This window comes from Amycolatopsis sp., assembly GCF_035546795.1.
Taxonomy (GTDB): domain Bacteria; phylum Actinomycetota; class Actinomycetes; order Mycobacteriales; family Pseudonocardiaceae; genus Amycolatopsis_E.
In genome coordinates, this window is sequence record NZ_DASZWC010000016.1 from 134,126 (window position 1) to 149,200 (window position 15,075).

Below are 15,075 nucleotides of genomic sequence, written 5' to 3' on the forward strand. Positions count from 1 at the left end.
TCCTCAGACGGCGGCCGGGACGGCCGGTTCGGGCACCCGCAGGTGCCAGTCGGTGCTCTGCTGGAACGCGTCGCCGGCACGCAGGATCGCGGCCTCACCGAACGCGGGCCCGGCCAGCTGCAGGGACAACGGCATCCCGTCGCCGGTGAACCCCATCGGCACCACCAGCACCGGATTGCCGACGGAATCCCAGTACGGCGTGTGGATGTAGGAGAACAGCGTCGACACGTCGGTCTCGCCGTTCGGGCCGAGCAGCGTCTGGAACGCCGGCGCGCCGACCGACGCGGTGGGGCTCGCGATCACGTCCACGGTCTCGAACAGCCGCCCGATCGCGTCCTGTGCGACCCGCCGCATCCGTTGCGCCTGAACGTAATCCGCGCCGGAGACCATCGCGCCGGTGGCGATCATCGCGCGGGTGGCGACGAAGTAGTCGTCCCACCGGCGCGACAGGTCACCGCGGTGGTAGGCCAGCGCCTCGCAGCCCATCGTGATCATGTCCGCGGTGATCATCTCCTGCCAGTACGGCAGTTCCACCTCGATCACCGACGCCCCGCGCTCGGCGAGCACGGCCACCGCGGCGTCGAAAGTGCCCTCCACCGCCGGATCGCCGCCTTCGGGGAAGTGATGCTCGCGCACCACCCCGATCCGCAGTCCGGTCAGATCGCCGGTGAACTCCGGTGCCGTGAACGGCGCGTCCACGCAGTCCGGGTCACTGGCGTCCGGCCCGGCCAGCACTTCCAGCACCGACGCGCAGTCCCGCACACCGCGCGCCAGCGGGCCGACGTGGTCGAGGCTGTACCCGAGCGGCACGCAGCCGGACTTCGGCACCCGGCCGAACGTCGGCATCAGCCCGCTGACCCCGCAGAACGCCGCCGGGATCCGGATGCTGCCCGCGGTGTCGGTGCCCAGCCCGGCCAGGAACATACCGGCCGCGACGCCGCTGCCGGTGCCCGAACTCGAGCCACCGGGCCAGGTCTCCGGGTTCCACGGGTTGCGCGGGATCGGGAACGGCTTGGCCTCGTCGGGCATCCCGCAGGCGAACTCCATCGTCGTGGTCTTGCCGGTGATCACCGCGCCCGCCGCCTTCACCCTGGCGACTGTCGGCGCGTCCTTCCCCGCGCCCCACGAGCGGTCGAGGATCAGGCTCTGCGCGGTGGTCGGGCCCTCCGCCATCGCGAGAATGTCCTTGACACCGAAGGGAATTCCGTGCAACGGGCCGAGATCCTTACCGCTCGCCAGTTCGGCGTCGGCAAGGGCGGCGCGTTCGAGCGCGTACTCGTCGAAGCGGGCCAGGTAGGTGCCGATGGTCTCGTCGGAGGCGTCCGCGGCGGCGATCGCGGCCTCGGTCAGCGCGACGGAAGTGACAGTGCCTTCGCGCAGTGCTTTCGCCGCGTCGGTCAGGGTTTTGGGCAGTTCGGTCATCGGAGCTCCTTGAAAACACGGGAGACGAAACGGAAACGCTCGCCGCAGGTGTGGATGAAGGCCAGGTCGAACGGGCGCCCGGAGCGGTCGTAGATCAGCTGTTCCATGCTGATCAGCGGGGCGCCTTCGCGGATGCCGAGCGCGGCGGCCAGCGGGGCGTCGGCCAGTTCGCAGCCGAACACGAACTCGGTCTCGGACAGTTCCACCCCGGCCTCGGCCATGAGCGCGTACCAGTCGGAGACGAACGGGGCGTCGCGGATCTTCCCGGCCTCCGGGAAGAGCACGTAGTTCGTCGCCAGCGCCATCGGTTCCTCTTCGACCAGCGCCACGTACTCCAGCCGCAGGCACGGCGTGCCCGGCGACACCTGCAGCCTGCCGGCCACCGTCGCCGGCACGGTCACGATGGAGCGGTCGATCACCCGCGGCCGCATCCGGCGGTTGAACATGCTGTCCGGCGCCGGCTCGGCCGTGCCGTGCGCCTCGGTCCACGGGGTGCTGACGCTGTCCACGATCGCGTGCGTGCCGATGCCCTGGGTGCGTTCGATCAGGCCCTCGTTCCGCAGCAGCGCCAACGCTTCCCGCACCGTCGCCCGGGAAAGCCGGTGCGCGGACATCAGTTCCGCTTCGCTGGGCAGCACGCCGTCCTCGAACTGCCCGGCGTACACCGCGGCGCGCAGCATGTCGCGCAGGCGGCGCACCTCGTGAATACGCGGCTGCCGGGTAGCGGGGCTCACCCTCGGGGACGGTAGGTACCCGCCATTGCCCGGTGATCTCCGGTGGATGACCTCGGTGTTACGCGCCAACCCGATCATGCGGCGCTGTTGGACGCGGCCGGCCGCGGCGACGTTGTCGGCCAGCATGGTGTTCGATCGTTCGCTCGCACGCTCGCTCACGCCGCCACCGCGACCCCGGCGAACTCGGCAACGCTGACCACGGTGGCGAACCCGCAGTCCCGCATCACCTCGATCCCGATCTCGTGCAGCCGCGGGGTCTGCGCCGCGCAAGCGTCCTCGAGGAGGGTGACCTCGAAGTCCCGCATGATCGCCGACCGCACGGTGGTCTCGACGCAGAAGTTCGTCACCACCCCGCAGACCACGAGCTCGGTCGCGCCGAGCCCGCGCAGCAGCGGTTCGAGCGAGGTCCACTGGAACGCGTCGAGCCGGCACTTGTCGACCACGAGGTCGTCCTCGCGGCGGGCGAGCGCGTCCACGACATCGCCGTCCCAGCTGCCCGAGAGCAAACCGCCCACCGCCGAGAGCTCGGGACTGCGGCCGGTCAACCACGGGCCCTCGTCGTAGAAGCCGGGACGGTAGACGTGCCGCGTGAAAACCACCGGCATCCCCTGCGCACGCGCGCTCGCCACGGCGACGGCGGCGTTCGCCACCGCTTCGTCACCCCCGGCCAGCCCGGCGCCGAGCTTGGGCAGTGAGCCGTCGGCATGGCAGAAGCCGTTCTGCATGTCGATCACCAGCATGGCCTTCATCACGCGACCTCCAGTTCGGGAGCGGGCTTTTCCGCGGCCGGGGCGAACTTCGGCATGCCGAGCGGGGTGCCGCCCTTGGGCGGCCGCCAGGCGCTCGGTTTGCAGGCGTCCTTGCAGGCGCCTTCGGTGGAGCAGCACAGGGAACAGATCGTGCCGCCGTGGAACGGGCAGGTCGCCATGTCGGTGATGTCGTAGTCACCACCGCAGACCGAGCACGGCAGTTCACCGTCGTTCTCGGGCAGCTCGGACTCGCGGGCTATGTACCAGCGGCCCTTCGTGGCCAGCGCGACGATCGGCGGCAGCACCAGCGCGACGGCCAGCGCGATGAACGGGGACAGGGCCGCGGCCGTGGTCCCGAACGCGCCGTAGTAGGCGATCATCGAGATCACCCCGGCCACGACCATCGCGCCGAAGCCGACCGGGTTGACGTTGTACAGGTGCGCGCGGTGGAAGACCAGGTTCGGCGGGGCGAGCTTGAGCCAGCGCTTGTTGATCACCAGGTCCGAGACCATCGCGGCGATCCACGCGACACCGACGTTGGAGTACCACGCCAGCACCTCGACGATGTGGCTGAAGATGTTGATCTCCATCAGCACCAGGGAGAGCCCGACCTGGAGGAACACCCACGCGGCCCGGCCGGGGTGGCGGTGCAGCAGCCGGGAGAAGAAGTTCGACCAGGACAGCGAACCCGAGTAGGTGTTCATGATGTTGATCTTGATCTGGGACAGCAGCACCAGTACGCCGGCCAGGATCAGCGCCACCGTGTGGTTGCCGGTGAGCCGCTCGTAGACCGTGGTGAACAGGTCCACCGGCACCCCGACCTGCTCCGGCCCCACCTTCGTCGAGGCGTAGCCGACCAGCAGCGTGGAGGCGAAGAAGATGCCGACCGCGAACAACGCGAACCCGGGCCCGCCCATGATCACCGCGAGCCGCCAGCGGCCCCGGCTCTTCGTCGTGGGATCGGGCATCAGGCGCAGGTAGTCACCCTGCTCCCCCACCTGCGTCGCCAGTGAAAGCTGTGCGGCGGCGATGGTGAAGACGGCCAGCACGGTGAGCCCGGCCAGGCCCGCGGGCGAGACCGTGGCGGGGTGGGTCATGTTGTGCCCGGCGTCCGGCGCGGTCGCCGCGGTGCCCAGCGCCAGTCCGATCAGCGCGATCCAGATCGGCCACGTCCACGCCTGGAACTTGGCGCTGAACGACATCCCGTACAGGGTGAGCGGAATCATCACCGCGGACACCACGACGTAGGAAATGTGGATGTCCAATTTCGTCAGCGCGGTCACCGCCTGCGCCATGATCGCGCCCTCGTAGGCGAGGAAAATCAACGTGTAGGTCGCGTACACCAGCGAGGTCAGCGTGGAACCGAGATAACCGAATCCGGAACCACGGGTGAGCAGGTCGATGTCCACGTGCTTGCGGGCGATGGCGAACGCGATGACCAGGGTCAGTGGCAGCGTCACCGCGGCCGCGACCAGGAAACCGATCAGCGCGTTGTCAAACCCGAAGGCGTCCACGAAGGCGGCGTCCAGCGCGTATCCGGCCATCGCGGAAATACCGACGAGGCAGGACAGGAACACCATCCACGGGGACCACTTCCGAAACGCCGCGGGCGTGTACCGCAGCGAGTAATCTTCCATTTGCGGATTGTCAGCGAGGCCCATCACCGATCCCTTCGCTCAAGTTGTGCGAAAGCTAGAAACGGCATATTTCGAGTGCGTATCCGCTTTCGTTGCGCCCGGTTACGCCGATTCCGCCACCCTGATCCAGTGCACTGACCAGCGGTTTCCCACATTCCGGTCGCGGTTTCGCCGGGGTCACGCGGTAATGAGCCGGTACGTGATCAGCGCCCGGGCCGCGGGCGTAGCCTGATTCCATGCCTCAGCTGCGTTCCCGAACCACCACCCACGGCCGCAATGCCGCGGGCGCCCGCTCACTGTGGCGGGCCACCGGCATGACCGACAGCGACTTCGGCAAGCCGATCGTGGCGATCGCCAACTCCTACACCCAGTTCGTGCCGGGCCACGTACACCTCAAGGACCTCGGCGAGATCGTGGCCGGGGCGGTCAAGGAGGCCGGCGGCGTCGCCCGCGAGTTCCACACGATCGCGGTGGACGACGGGATCGCCATGGGGCACAGCGGGATGCTCTACTCGCTGCCCTCCCGCGAGATCATCGCCGACTCCGTCGAGTACATGGTCAACGCGCACCAGGCCGACGCGCTGGTGTGCATCTCCAACTGCGACAAGATCACCCCGGGCATGCTCAACGCCGCGATGCGGCTGAACATCCCGACCGTGTTCGTCTCCGGTGGCCCGATGGAGGCGGGCAAGGCCGTGGTGGTGGGCGGGGTCGCGCAGGCGCCGACCGACCTGATCACCGCGATCTCCGCCTCGGCCAGCACCGAGGTCGACGAGGACGGTCTGTCCATTGTGGAGCGTTCGGCCTGTCCGACCTGCGGCTCCTGCTCGGGCATGTTCACCGCGAACTCGATGAACTGCCTCACCGAAGCGCTCGGGCTTTCCCTGCCGGGCAACGGTTCCACCCTGGCCACGCACGCCGCGCGGCGCGCGCTGTTCGAGAACGCCGGCCGCACGGTGGTCGAGCTGTGCAAGCGCTGGTACGGCGAGGACGACGAGAGCGTGCTGCCGCGCAACATCGCCACGCGTGAGGCGTTCGAGAACGCGATGGCGCTGGACATGGCGATGGGCGGTTCGACGAACACCGTGCTGCACATCCTCGCCGCCGCGCAGGAGGGCGAGATCGACTTCACCCTCGCCGACATCGACGCCATCGGCCGCCGCGTGCCCTGCCTGTCGAAGGTGGCGCCGAACTCCGACTACCACATGGAGGACGTGCACCGCGCCGGCGGCATCCCCGCGATCCTCGGCGAGCTGTACCGGGGTGGGCTGCTCAACACCGGGGTGCACTCGGTGCACTCGCCGACGCTCGAGCAGTGGCTGTCCACTTGGGACATCCGCGCCGAGTCGCCCTCCGCCGAAGCCACCGAGCTGTTCCACGCCGCGCCGGGCGGGGTCCGCACCACCGAGGCGTTCTCCACCGAGAACCGTTGGTCCTCTTTGGATACGGATGCTGCAACTGGTTGTATTCGAGACCTCGCGCACGCGTACACCAAAGACGGCGGGCTGGCGATCCTGCGCGGCAACCTCGCCGAGAACGGCGCCGTGATCAAGGCCGCGGGCATCGACGAGTCACTGTGGAGGTTCCAGGGCCCGGCCCGCGTGCTGGAAAGCCAGGAAGAAGCGGTGTCGGCGATCCTCGGCAAGCAGGTGCAGCCCGGCGACGTGCTGGTGATCCGGTACGAAGGCCCCGCGGGCGGCCCCGGGATGCAGGAGATGCTGCACCCGACGGCGTTCCTCAAGGGCGCGGGGCTCGGCAAGAAGTGCGCGCTGGTCACCGACGGCCGGTTCTCCGGCGGCTCGTCCGGCATCTCGGTCGGGCACGTCTCGCCCGAGGCGGCGTCCGGCGGCGTGATCGGTCTCGTCCAGGACGGCGACCAGATCCTCATCGATGTGCACGAGCGCAGGCTGGAACTGCTGGTCGAGGACGAGGTGCTCGCCGAGCGCCGCGCGAAGATGGACGCCGGCGAGCGGCCGTGGCAGCCGACGGAGCGGCAGCGGCCGGTCACCGCGGCGCTCCGGGCGTACGCGCGGATGGCCACTTCGGCCGACACCGGCGCGGTCCGGGACGTCAACCTCAACCGCTGACGATGGATCAACGGCGAGAGCGGCTCGCGTCGGAACTGCGAGCCACTCTCGCCGCGTCCTGCCCGGCGCACGCGTGGGGCCGCGCGGTTCGCCGGCCACCGGCCGGGCTGACGAGTTCAGCGACATCGACCTCGCGTGGACGGTGCCGGACGCCGAGTTCGGCACCGCCGCACGCGGTGACGACCGGTCACCCGCGGCGAGCGCGGGTGCGCTCGGACGAACGGGCCGCCGGCGCCTGGGCGGACGACGTCGTGCGGCTGGCCGAGGCGGCCGCCAGGCCGGAACCCGGCACCCGCCCACTGGCTGACGAGGTCCGCGCGCCGGCGGCCGAGCACCTCGGCGCTACCGGAACAGGGTGACGACCAGCGCCATCGCCCCCGCGGCCAGCACGAACCCGACGATCCCGAACGGGACGGGGCGGCGGCGCCACGGGGTGTGCACGTCCACGGAGATGCGGCCGGGGCCGGTGAACAGCAGCGCCAGCGCGATCCCGCCGAGCACCACGTGGAACTCGTAGCCCGCGCCGTTCTCCAGGAAGAACCCGTGGTGGCCCAGGTACTGCAGGTACACCGCGTTCGCCGTCACCGCGAGCAGCGCGCCCGCCGCGGCCGGGGTGAACAGGCCCAGCACGAGCAGGCCGCCCGCGGCGATCTCGGTGATCCCGCCGACCCAGGCCAGCACCGTGGTCTGGCTGGTGTAGCCCTGCTCGCCGAGGATCCGGGCGAATTCCGCGATCCCCGGGCCGCCGAGCAGGCCGAACACCTTCTGCACGCCGTGTGCCCCGAGCACACCGCCGAGCACGACGCGCAGGATCAGCAGCCCGAAGTCGAGGCCGCCGTGCCAGGTGGTGGCGGGGCGGTCCTCGTCGTAGGCGAGCCGGTCCTCCGGCTCCGAGAGCGTGCTGTCGTAGTCGCCGCTGCCCACCGGTTCGTGAAAGCCGGTATCCGTGAACAGATTGTGCCGGCCGTACTCATCGCTTTCGGTTGTCACGCCGCGCAGAGTAGGCCATGTCACCCTTTCGGCGCATCCATTTCGGGCGTCAATATTCGCCGTGCACCAGATTGTGCGGAAGTTCCCCACCGGCGTACCGCGCGATTTCCGCCGCGGCCACAGCGTAGGAACGCCGTTGCAGTCCGCGCGCCGCGCCCGCGACATGGGGGGTGAGCACCAGGTTCGGGGCTGTCCACAATGGATGGCCGGACGGCAGCGGTTCCGGTTCGGTGACGTCGAGCGCGGCGCGTAACCGGCCCGAGTTCAGCTCCGCCAGCAGGGCGTCGTGCTGCACGATCTGGCCGCGCGAAACGTTGACCAGCAAGGAGTTGTCGGCCATCGCGGCGAGGAAACCGGCGTCCACCATGCCGCGGGTGCGCGAGGTCAGCGGCACCATCAGCACCACCACGTCGTGCTCGCCGAGCAGACCCGGCAGCTCCTCCACCGGGCGCACGCCCTCGCGGGCCGTCATCGCGACCATGGTGACCGCCGCGTCGAACGGCTCCAGCCTGCGGCGCAGGTGGTTTCCGAGATCACCGGCACCGACAATGAGGACTCGCTTGCCCTGCAAAGTGTCTGTCGTATGGCGGTTCCACCGTTGCTCCATTTGGTCGATCGCGAAATTCCCCAATTCTCGATATACCGACAGCAACACCGCCATCACCCATTCCGCGGTGCTCCCGCCATGCGCGCCACGACAGGTCGAGAGCAGCACGCCGACGGGCACCGCGCCGATCCAGTCCTCCGCGCCGGCGAGCAACAGCTGGACGAGTCTGAGCCTGGGCAGTCGCGCCAGCAGCCCGCCCCACTCGGCCGCCCGGTGCGTCCCGGGAATCAGCACCTCCGCCTCGATCGCTTCCGCGGGCAGCGACCGGCCCCATTCGTAACGGACCGGGCGCACCCCGGTGAGCCCCGCGAGCGCGCGCTCGCCGTCTTCGTCGGGAACCAGCACGGTCACAGGCATGAGCGCACCGTATCGCCGGGCACTTACCGGTGACTCACGCGCGCCCGCCTAGGCTGGAGACCTATGCGTGTTCGGTTGGGTGGGGCCCCGTGGCTGCTCGTGGCCTGCGGTGTCGTGCTGTCGGGCTGCGCCACTTTCGACGATCGTGCGGCGGGCCAGACGTTCGAGCCGGCGCCGGAGCTGTCCGCCCCGGCCGGTCCGCAGCCCGAGCTGCCCGAGATCGACGGCAGCTCCGGCGGCCCGTCCACCGCGCCCAGCGCACCGCAGACGTCCATCCCGCCGCCGCAGGGGTGCACGGACTACGACAAGGCGGTCATCGCCACCTGCCTGGACACGGTGTCCGCCGTCGCCGCACTGCCGAGCGGTGATTCGGCGCCCGGCGCGCTGGCCGGTGAGCGCAAGAGCGGCCAGGTGCTGCAGGTCACGAGCGGCGCGAAGTCGACGCAGCTGGCGAAGCTGGACGTGGTGGCCACCGGGGACGGCGGGCTGACCGGGCTCGCGCTCTCCCCCACGTACGGCGAGGACCAGCTGGTGTTCGCCTACATCACCACGGCCACCGACAACCGGGTGGTCCGCTTCACCAAGGGGCAGGCGCCGAAGCCGGTGCTGACCGGCATCCCGAAGGGCGCCACCGGCAACCGCGGCGCGCTGCTCACCGACGGGAAGGGCGCGCTGCTGGTGGCCACCGGTGACGCGGGCAACCCGTCCGCGACGGCGGACCCGAACTCGCTGGCGGGCAAACTGCTGCGCATCGACACCGGAGGCAACGCCGCACAGGGCAACCCGACGCCGGGTTCGCGGGTGTATGCGGCCGGTCTGCACTCTCCTGGCGGAATCTGCAAATCCTCCGACGCGTCGCGGCTGTGGGTCACCGACACGCAGGCGAGCACCGACGCGTTGTACAAGGTCACCGCCGGCGCCTCGTTCGCCGCGCCGGCCTGGACCTGGCCGGACAAGCCCGGCGTCACCGGCTGCGCGGACAGCGGGGATTCGGTGCTGGTGGCCACTTCGACGGGCAGCAGCATCCAGCAGGTGCCGATCACGGCGGACGGTTCGGTCGGCGGGCAGCCGAAGGCCGTGATGGACGGCAAGAACGGCACCGGTTACGGGCGCTACGGCGGCCTGGACCCCATCGACAACCAGTACGCCGTCGTCGGCACCACCAACAAGGACGGCGGCAAACCGGTCTCCAGCGACGACCGTGTGGTGATCATCCAGTTGCAGCCGAATCCCGGTGGCGGTACCGGGAAGGACTGACCAGGGCGGACGCGCGCGGAGCGCAAGCCACCCCCTGAGTTGGGTGTCATCCCGTCGCCTGCCTGAGCCCCTCATCACTTCAGCCCGGGCCCGCAACCCTCCCACCCGGCGCGCAGCCGAGTGCACAAAGCTTGCGGGTCCGGGCTGAAGTGATATCGCTTTCGCGGGCGACGGGATGGCACCCAACTCCCCCACCCAGCCACGTGCTTGCGTGAGCCGAGCTACGGGCCCCTGGTCATCCTGGAGCCAGCCCCTCCGGCGAGGAGTTCTCTTGATCTTTTTCCCTTGCTGGGCGCGCTGCGACAGCAACGGACGCGCGCAGAGCGCGCTGTGTGGCCCCACCCCCGCCCCGATCTGTAAGTGTTCGCGGTTTTGCCCTCGCGTCAAGGCGGGAAAGATGCCTTGACCCGAGCACACGACCGCAACAGCAGCTGGGGATCGGGGCGGGGGTGGGGCTGGGGATGGGGATGGGGATGGGGATGGGCAGCTTTCGCCGCCGGGCGGCGGTTTCTCAGCGCGAAGCGGGTTGCTTCCGGGCCGCGCGCACGTCGAGCACCGCCACGACGAGCGACACCACGGCGCACGCCAAGGCCAGATACCGTCCGAACCCGCCGTAAATGCCGACACCACCGGCATGCAGCAGGTCCCGCACATCCTGGTCGAACTGCCAGTCGATGGCGAGCCACCCGAGCAGCATCAGCACCAGCGAAACCCCCGAGGCGATCAGCCAGAGGTGCGGCAGCCCGCTGACCCGCGCCTTGCGGAACTGGCCGAAGGCGACCACGGCCAGCCCCGCCAGCACGAGCAGCACCGGCCCGATCCACGCCAGAAAGCCTGTGGTGAAAGCGTTCCGCGCCACCTCGCCGGCGGGGAGCGAGTCGAGTGCTTCCTCGACATCTTGCTGGGTGGCGGACAGGTTCGTCCACGGCAGGAACAGCGCCCCCACGGAGACCAGCCCCGCACCGAGCGCCGTCCACTCCCGCCACGACACGCGCCGGGGCGAGAACCCCGGCTTGACCGGCGCGCCCTTCAACTCAGGCGCCGACCCGCTCGATGATCAGCTCCCGCACGCGTTTCGCGTCCGCCTGGCCCTTGGTCGCCTTCATCACCGCACCGACGATCGCGCCCGCGGCCTGTACCTTCCCGCCACGGATCTTGTCGGCGATGTCGGGCTGTGCGGCCAGCGCCTCGTCCACCGCGGCCAGCAATGCCGAGTCGTCGGAAACGACCTTCAGGCCGCGCTTCTCCACGACCTCGCGCGGCGAACCCTCGCCGGCGAGCACGCCCTGGACGACCTCCTTGGCCAGCTTGTTCGTCAGCTCGCCCGACGACACCAGCCCGATGACCTCGGCGACCTGCGCCGGGGTGATCGGCAGCTCGGCCAGCTCGACGCCGCGGGTGTTGGCCTCCTGCGCGAGGGTGGCGACCCACCAGCCGCGGGCCTCCTTCGACGAAGCGCCCGCCTCGACGGTGGCCGCGACCAGCTCGACCGCGCCGACGTTGAACAGGTCACGCAGCTCGGCGTCGCTGAGGTCCCACTCGGTCTGGATCCGCTTGCGCCGCTCGGCCGGCTGCTCCGGCAGCGTCTTGCGCAGCTCCTCGACCCACTCGCGCGAGGGGGCGATCGGCACCAGGTCGGGCTCCGGGAAGTACCGGTAGTCCTCGGCGGTCTCCTTGGTGCGGCCCGCGGACGTGGTGCCGTCGGCCTCCTGGAAGTGCCGGGTCTCCTGGGTGACCTTGCCGCCCGCGGCGAGCAGCGCCCCCTGCCGCGTCATCTCGTACCGCACCGCGCGCTCCACGCTGCGCAGCGAGTTGACGTTCTTCGTCTCGGTGCGGGTGCCGAACTCCTTGGCATCCTTGGCCATCAGGGAAACGTTCGCGTCGCAGCGCAGCGAGCCCTGGTCCATCCGGACGTCGGAAACCCCCAGCGCCCGCAGCAACTCCCGCAGCGTGTTCACGTACGCGCGCGCCACTTCCGGCGCACGCTCGCCGGTGCCGGTGATCGGCTTGGTGACGATCTCGATCAACGGCACGCCCGCGCGGTTGTAGTCCAGCAGCGAGTGGTCCGCGCCGTGGATGCGACCGGTGGCGCCGCCGACGTGCAGCGACTTACCGGTGTCCTCCTCCATGTGCGCGCGCTCGATCTCCACCCGCACCACTTCGCCGTCGTCGAGGGTGACGTCGAGGTAGCCGTCGAAGGCGATCGGCTCGTCGTACTGCGAGGTCTGGAAGTTCTTCGGCATGTCCGGGTAGAAGTAGTTCTTCCTGGCGAACCGGCACCAGTCGGCGATCTGGCAGTTGAGCGCGAGGCCGATCCGGATAGCCGACTCGACGGCCTTGCCGTTGACCACCGGCAGCGCGCCTGGCAGACCGAGGCAGGTCGGGCAGACGTGCGTGTTGGGCTCGCCGCCGAAGACGTTCTCGCAGCCGCAGAACATCTTGGTGTTCGTGTTGAGCTCGGTGTGCACCTCGAGCCCGAGCACCGGGTCGAAGCGCTCGATGACCTCGGCGTAGTCCATCAGGTCGGCGACCGCGGTCATGCCGACACCCCCTTCAGCTCGGGCAGCTTGTCGAGGAAGTCCCCGCGCGCGACCTCGTAGGCCGCGCCGACCCGGTACAGCCGGTCGTCGGCGAGCGCGGGGGCCATGATCTGCAGGCCGACCGGCAGACCGTCCTCATCGGACAGTCCACTCGGGACACTCATGGCGGCGTTGCCCGCCAGGTTGGCCGGGATGGAGCAGATGTCGGACAGGTACATCGCCAGCGGGTCGTCCACCCGCTCCCCGATCTTGAACGCCGTGGTCGGCGTCGTCGGCGAGACGAGCACGTCCACCTGCTCGAAGGCGGCGTCGAAGTCCCGCGTGATGAGCGTGCGGACCTTCTGCGCCGAACCGTAGTAAGCGTCGTAGTAGCCCGAGGACAGCGCGTACGTACCGAGCATGACGCGCCGCTTGACCTCGGGGCCGAACCCGGCCTCACGGGTGAGCGACATGACCTCTTCGGCGCTGTGCTCGCCGTCGTCTGCGACCCGGAGCCCGTAACGCATCGCGTCGAAGCGGGCCAGGTTCGAGGAGCACTCGCTCGGCGCGATGAGGTAGTACGCCGGCAGCGCGTAGACGAAGTTCGGGCACGAGATCTCGACGACCTCGGCGCCGAGCCGGCGCAGCTTGTCCACCGCGTTCTCGAACGAGCGCAGCACGCCGGGCTGGTATCCCTCGCCGCGGAACTCGGTGACCACGCCGACCTTCACGCCCTTGAGGTCACCGCGGAGACCTTCACGCGCGGCGGCCACGACGGGCGGCACCGGCGCGTCGATCGAGGTGGAGTCCATCGGGTCGTGCCCGGCGATGACCTCGTGCAGCAGCGCGGCATCGAGCACCGTGCGCGCGCACGGGCCCGCCTGGTCCAGCGACGAGGAGAACGCCACCAGGCCATAACGGGAGACACCGCCGTAAGTCGGCTTCACGCCGACGGTTCCGGTCACCGCGCCCGGCTGGCGGATCGAGCCGCCGGTGTCGGTGCCGATGGCCAGCGGGGCCTCGAAAGCGGCGAGCGTCGCGGCCGAGCCCCCGCCGGAACCACCCGGGATCCGGGCGTGGTCCCAGGGGTTGTGCGTCGGGCCGTACGCGGAGTTCTCGGTGGAGGAACCCATCGCGAACTCGTCCATGTTCGTCTTGCCCAGGATCGGCAAGCCCGCGGCGCGCAGCCGCTTGGTGACCGTCGCGTCGTAGGGCGGGATCCAGCCTTCGAGGGTTTTCGAGCCAACGGTGGTCGGCATGTCCTGCGTGGTCAGCACGTCCTTGAGCGCCAGCGGCACACCGGCCAGCGCCGAAGCGGGCTCGGCCGCCTCGTCGGCCGCCTTGGCCGCGGCGAGCGCGCCTTCGGCGTCGACGTGCAGGAAGGCGTGCACGAAGTCGTCGACCTGGCCGATCCGGTCCAGGTGCGCCTGCGTGACCTCGACCGACGACACCTCGCGGGCCTGGATCTTTTCCGCCAGCTCGGCAGCGGTGAACCGTGTTAAGTCGGTCACTGTTCCTCCCCCAGGATCCGCGGCACGCGGAAACGTCCGTCTTCGGCGGCCGGTGCCCCCGACAGCGCCTGCTGCTGCGTCAGCCCCGGGCGGACCACGTCCTCGCGGAACACGTTGGTCAGCGGCACGGCGTGCGAGGTCGGCGGGATCTCGTCCGCGGCGACCTCGCCGACCTTGGCGACGGCGTCCAGGATCTGGTCGAGCTGACCTGCGAAAACGTCGAGCTCTTCGTCCGTGACCGCCAGCCTGGCGAGTTTGGCGAGGTGCGCGACCTCGTCGCGGGAAATGTTGGGCACGCGGGCTACTCCCGGGGTGTACTGAACAAAGGGGCTTGTAGTCGGCAAGTCTATGGCCGCCCCCTTGACGGGATCGACTGGGTTATGCACGGATTGGTCTCGGAACGCGGACAGTGACTCCCGGGCGCACGCTCCGTCTGTCACAATCAGCGGCCGGCAAGCGCTCCACGGCAAGGCTGGAGCGCCCGACCCGAGAGGGGTTCCGTTGTCCTTCCTGATCCGGGTGCAGCTCCCGGACTCGCCAGGCACCCTCGGCGCGGTCGCGACGGCGCTCGGCACCATCGGGGCGGACATCCTCAGCGTGGACGTGGTCGAGCGCACCGGCGGGGTCGCGATCGACGACCTGGTGTGCGAACTGCCTTCCGGGCGGCTGCCGGACGCCCTGATCACCGCGGCGGAGAGCATTCCCGGGGTCGAGGTGGACGCCGTCCGTCCGTACGCCGGCGTGCTGGACACCCATCGTGAGCTGGAACTCGTCGAGGAGATCGCGGCGCAGCCCGCGTCCGGGCTGGAAACGCTCGTCGAGGGTGTGCCGAGGATCATCCGGGCCGGCTGGTCGATCGTCGTCACCCACACCGAGGACGGCATCGTGCGGCTGGCTTCGTCCAGCGCCTCGCCCGAAGTGCCGATCACCGACCTGCCGTGGCTGCCGCTGGAGCGCGCCACGGTGCTCGACGGCGAGGACTCCTGGGTACCGGAGACTTGGCAGGAGCTGGGCACCGAACTGGCCGCCACGCCGCTGGGCAAACCGGGCCGGGCGCTGCTGGTGGGGCGGCCGGGCGGGCCGATGTTCCGCGCCGCCGAGGTGGCCCGGCTGGCGCATTTCGCCGGCATCGTGGCCGTCGTGCTGGACGGCTGAGTTCCGGCCGACACCAACCGAAAGCCACGATGACCGAGGGTTTTGGGCAA

Annotated in this window: 14 protein-coding genes; 4 read left to right on the top strand and 10 right to left on the bottom strand. The window is 70.0% G+C overall.

What is annotated here, in order from left to right; genetic code table 11:
• Positions 1-3: 3 nt before the first annotated feature.
• Genes VHD82_RS11490 through VHD82_RS11505 form a run of 4 tightly spaced genes read right to left on the bottom strand, consistent with a single transcriptional unit; the run spans position 4 to position 4,542 of the window.
• Positions 4-1,422: an amidase gene (locus tag VHD82_RS11490; protein WP_325700896.1), complete on the bottom strand. Its 1,419-nt coding sequence runs from the start codon at positions 1,420-1,422 to the stop codon at positions 4-6.
• The gene (locus VHD82_RS11495; RefSeq protein ID WP_325700899.1) at positions 1,419-2,315 is read right to left on the bottom strand and encodes a GntR family transcriptional regulator; all 897 of its coding nucleotides are present in this window, start codon (positions 2,313-2,315) and stop codon (positions 1,419-1,421) included. Before VHD82_RS11495 ends, VHD82_RS11490 begins: the two co-directional genes overlap by 4 nt.
• The gene (locus VHD82_RS11500; protein WP_325700902.1) at positions 2,312-2,905 is read right to left on the bottom strand and encodes an isochorismatase family cysteine hydrolase; all 594 of its coding nucleotides are present in this window, start codon (positions 2,903-2,905) and stop codon (positions 2,312-2,314) included. The genes VHD82_RS11495 and VHD82_RS11500 overlap by 4 nt, the downstream gene beginning before the upstream one ends.
• Complete coding sequence (locus VHD82_RS11505) at positions 2,905-4,542, bottom strand: histidine kinase (protein WP_325700905.1); 1,638 nt, start codon at positions 4,540-4,542, stop codon at positions 2,905-2,907. Before VHD82_RS11505 ends, VHD82_RS11500 begins: the two co-directional genes overlap by 1 nt.
• A 236-nt stretch (positions 4,543-4,778) precedes the next feature.
• Here VHD82_RS11505 and ilvD point away from each other — a divergent pair, with 236 nt between their 5' ends.
• Both ilvD and VHD82_RS11515 read left to right on the top strand, forming a co-directional pair.
• A complete protein-coding gene (ilvD, locus tag VHD82_RS11510) occupies positions 4,779-6,629 on the top strand; it encodes a dihydroxy-acid dehydratase (RefSeq protein ID WP_325700908.1) in 1,851 nt (616 codons plus the stop codon).
• A gap of 206 nt (positions 6,630-6,835) precedes the next feature.
• Complete coding sequence (locus VHD82_RS11515; RefSeq protein WP_325700911.1) at positions 6,836-6,988, top strand: hypothetical protein; 153 nt, start codon at positions 6,836-6,838, stop codon at positions 6,986-6,988.
• On the opposite strand, the gene VHD82_RS11520 is transcribed toward VHD82_RS11515, so the two are convergent.
• Both VHD82_RS11520 and VHD82_RS11525 read right to left on the bottom strand, forming a co-directional pair.
• Positions 6,972-7,619, bottom strand: a complete 648-nt coding sequence (locus VHD82_RS11520) for a DoxX family protein (protein WP_325700914.1) — start codon at positions 7,617-7,619, stop codon at positions 6,972-6,974. The two genes, VHD82_RS11515 and VHD82_RS11520, sit on opposite strands and share 17 nt — an antisense overlap.
• A 49-nt stretch (positions 7,620-7,668) precedes the next feature.
• Positions 7,669-8,583, bottom strand: coding sequence for a 2-hydroxyacid dehydrogenase (locus VHD82_RS11525; RefSeq protein WP_325700917.1), 915 nt, complete (start codon positions 8,581-8,583; stop codon positions 7,669-7,671).
• A gap of 63 nt (positions 8,584-8,646) precedes the next feature.
• Here VHD82_RS11525 and VHD82_RS11530 point away from each other — a divergent pair, with 63 nt between their 5' ends.
• Positions 8,647-9,840: a PQQ-dependent sugar dehydrogenase gene (locus VHD82_RS11530; protein WP_325700920.1), complete on the top strand. Its 1,194-nt coding sequence runs from the start codon at positions 8,647-8,649 to the stop codon at positions 9,838-9,840.
• A gap of 511 nt (positions 9,841-10,351) precedes the next feature.
• Here VHD82_RS11530 and VHD82_RS11535 read toward each other — a convergent pair.
• From VHD82_RS11535 to gatC, 4 genes are read right to left on the bottom strand one after another with little or no spacing between them, the layout of a single operon-like run.
• The gene (locus VHD82_RS11535; protein ID WP_325700923.1) at positions 10,352-10,873 is read right to left on the bottom strand and encodes a hypothetical protein; all 522 of its coding nucleotides are present in this window, start codon (positions 10,871-10,873) and stop codon (positions 10,352-10,354) included.
• Position 10,874: 1 nt separating this feature from the next.
• A complete protein-coding gene (gatB, locus tag VHD82_RS11540) occupies positions 10,875-12,380 on the bottom strand; it encodes an Asp-tRNA(Asn)/Glu-tRNA(Gln) amidotransferase subunit GatB (RefSeq protein WP_325700926.1) in 1,506 nt (501 codons plus the stop codon).
• Positions 12,377-13,870 (bottom strand): Asp-tRNA(Asn)/Glu-tRNA(Gln) amidotransferase subunit GatA, encoded by a 1,494-nt coding sequence (gatA, locus tag VHD82_RS11545; protein WP_325700930.1) that lies wholly within the window; start codon positions 13,868-13,870, stop codon positions 12,377-12,379. Before gatA ends, gatB begins: the two co-directional genes overlap by 4 nt.
• On the bottom strand, positions 13,867-14,166 hold the full coding sequence (gene gatC / locus VHD82_RS11550) for an Asp-tRNA(Asn)/Glu-tRNA(Gln) amidotransferase subunit GatC (RefSeq protein ID WP_325700934.1): 300 nt from the start codon (positions 14,164-14,166) through the stop codon (positions 13,867-13,869). The genes gatA and gatC overlap by 4 nt, the downstream gene beginning before the upstream one ends.
• Before the next feature lie 205 nt (positions 14,167-14,371).
• On the opposite strand from gatC, the gene VHD82_RS11555 reads away from it, so the two are divergent.
• A complete protein-coding gene (locus VHD82_RS11555; RefSeq protein WP_325700937.1) occupies positions 14,372-15,025 on the top strand; it encodes an amino acid-binding protein in 654 nt (217 codons plus the stop codon).
• Positions 15,026-15,075 lie beyond the last annotated feature (50 nt).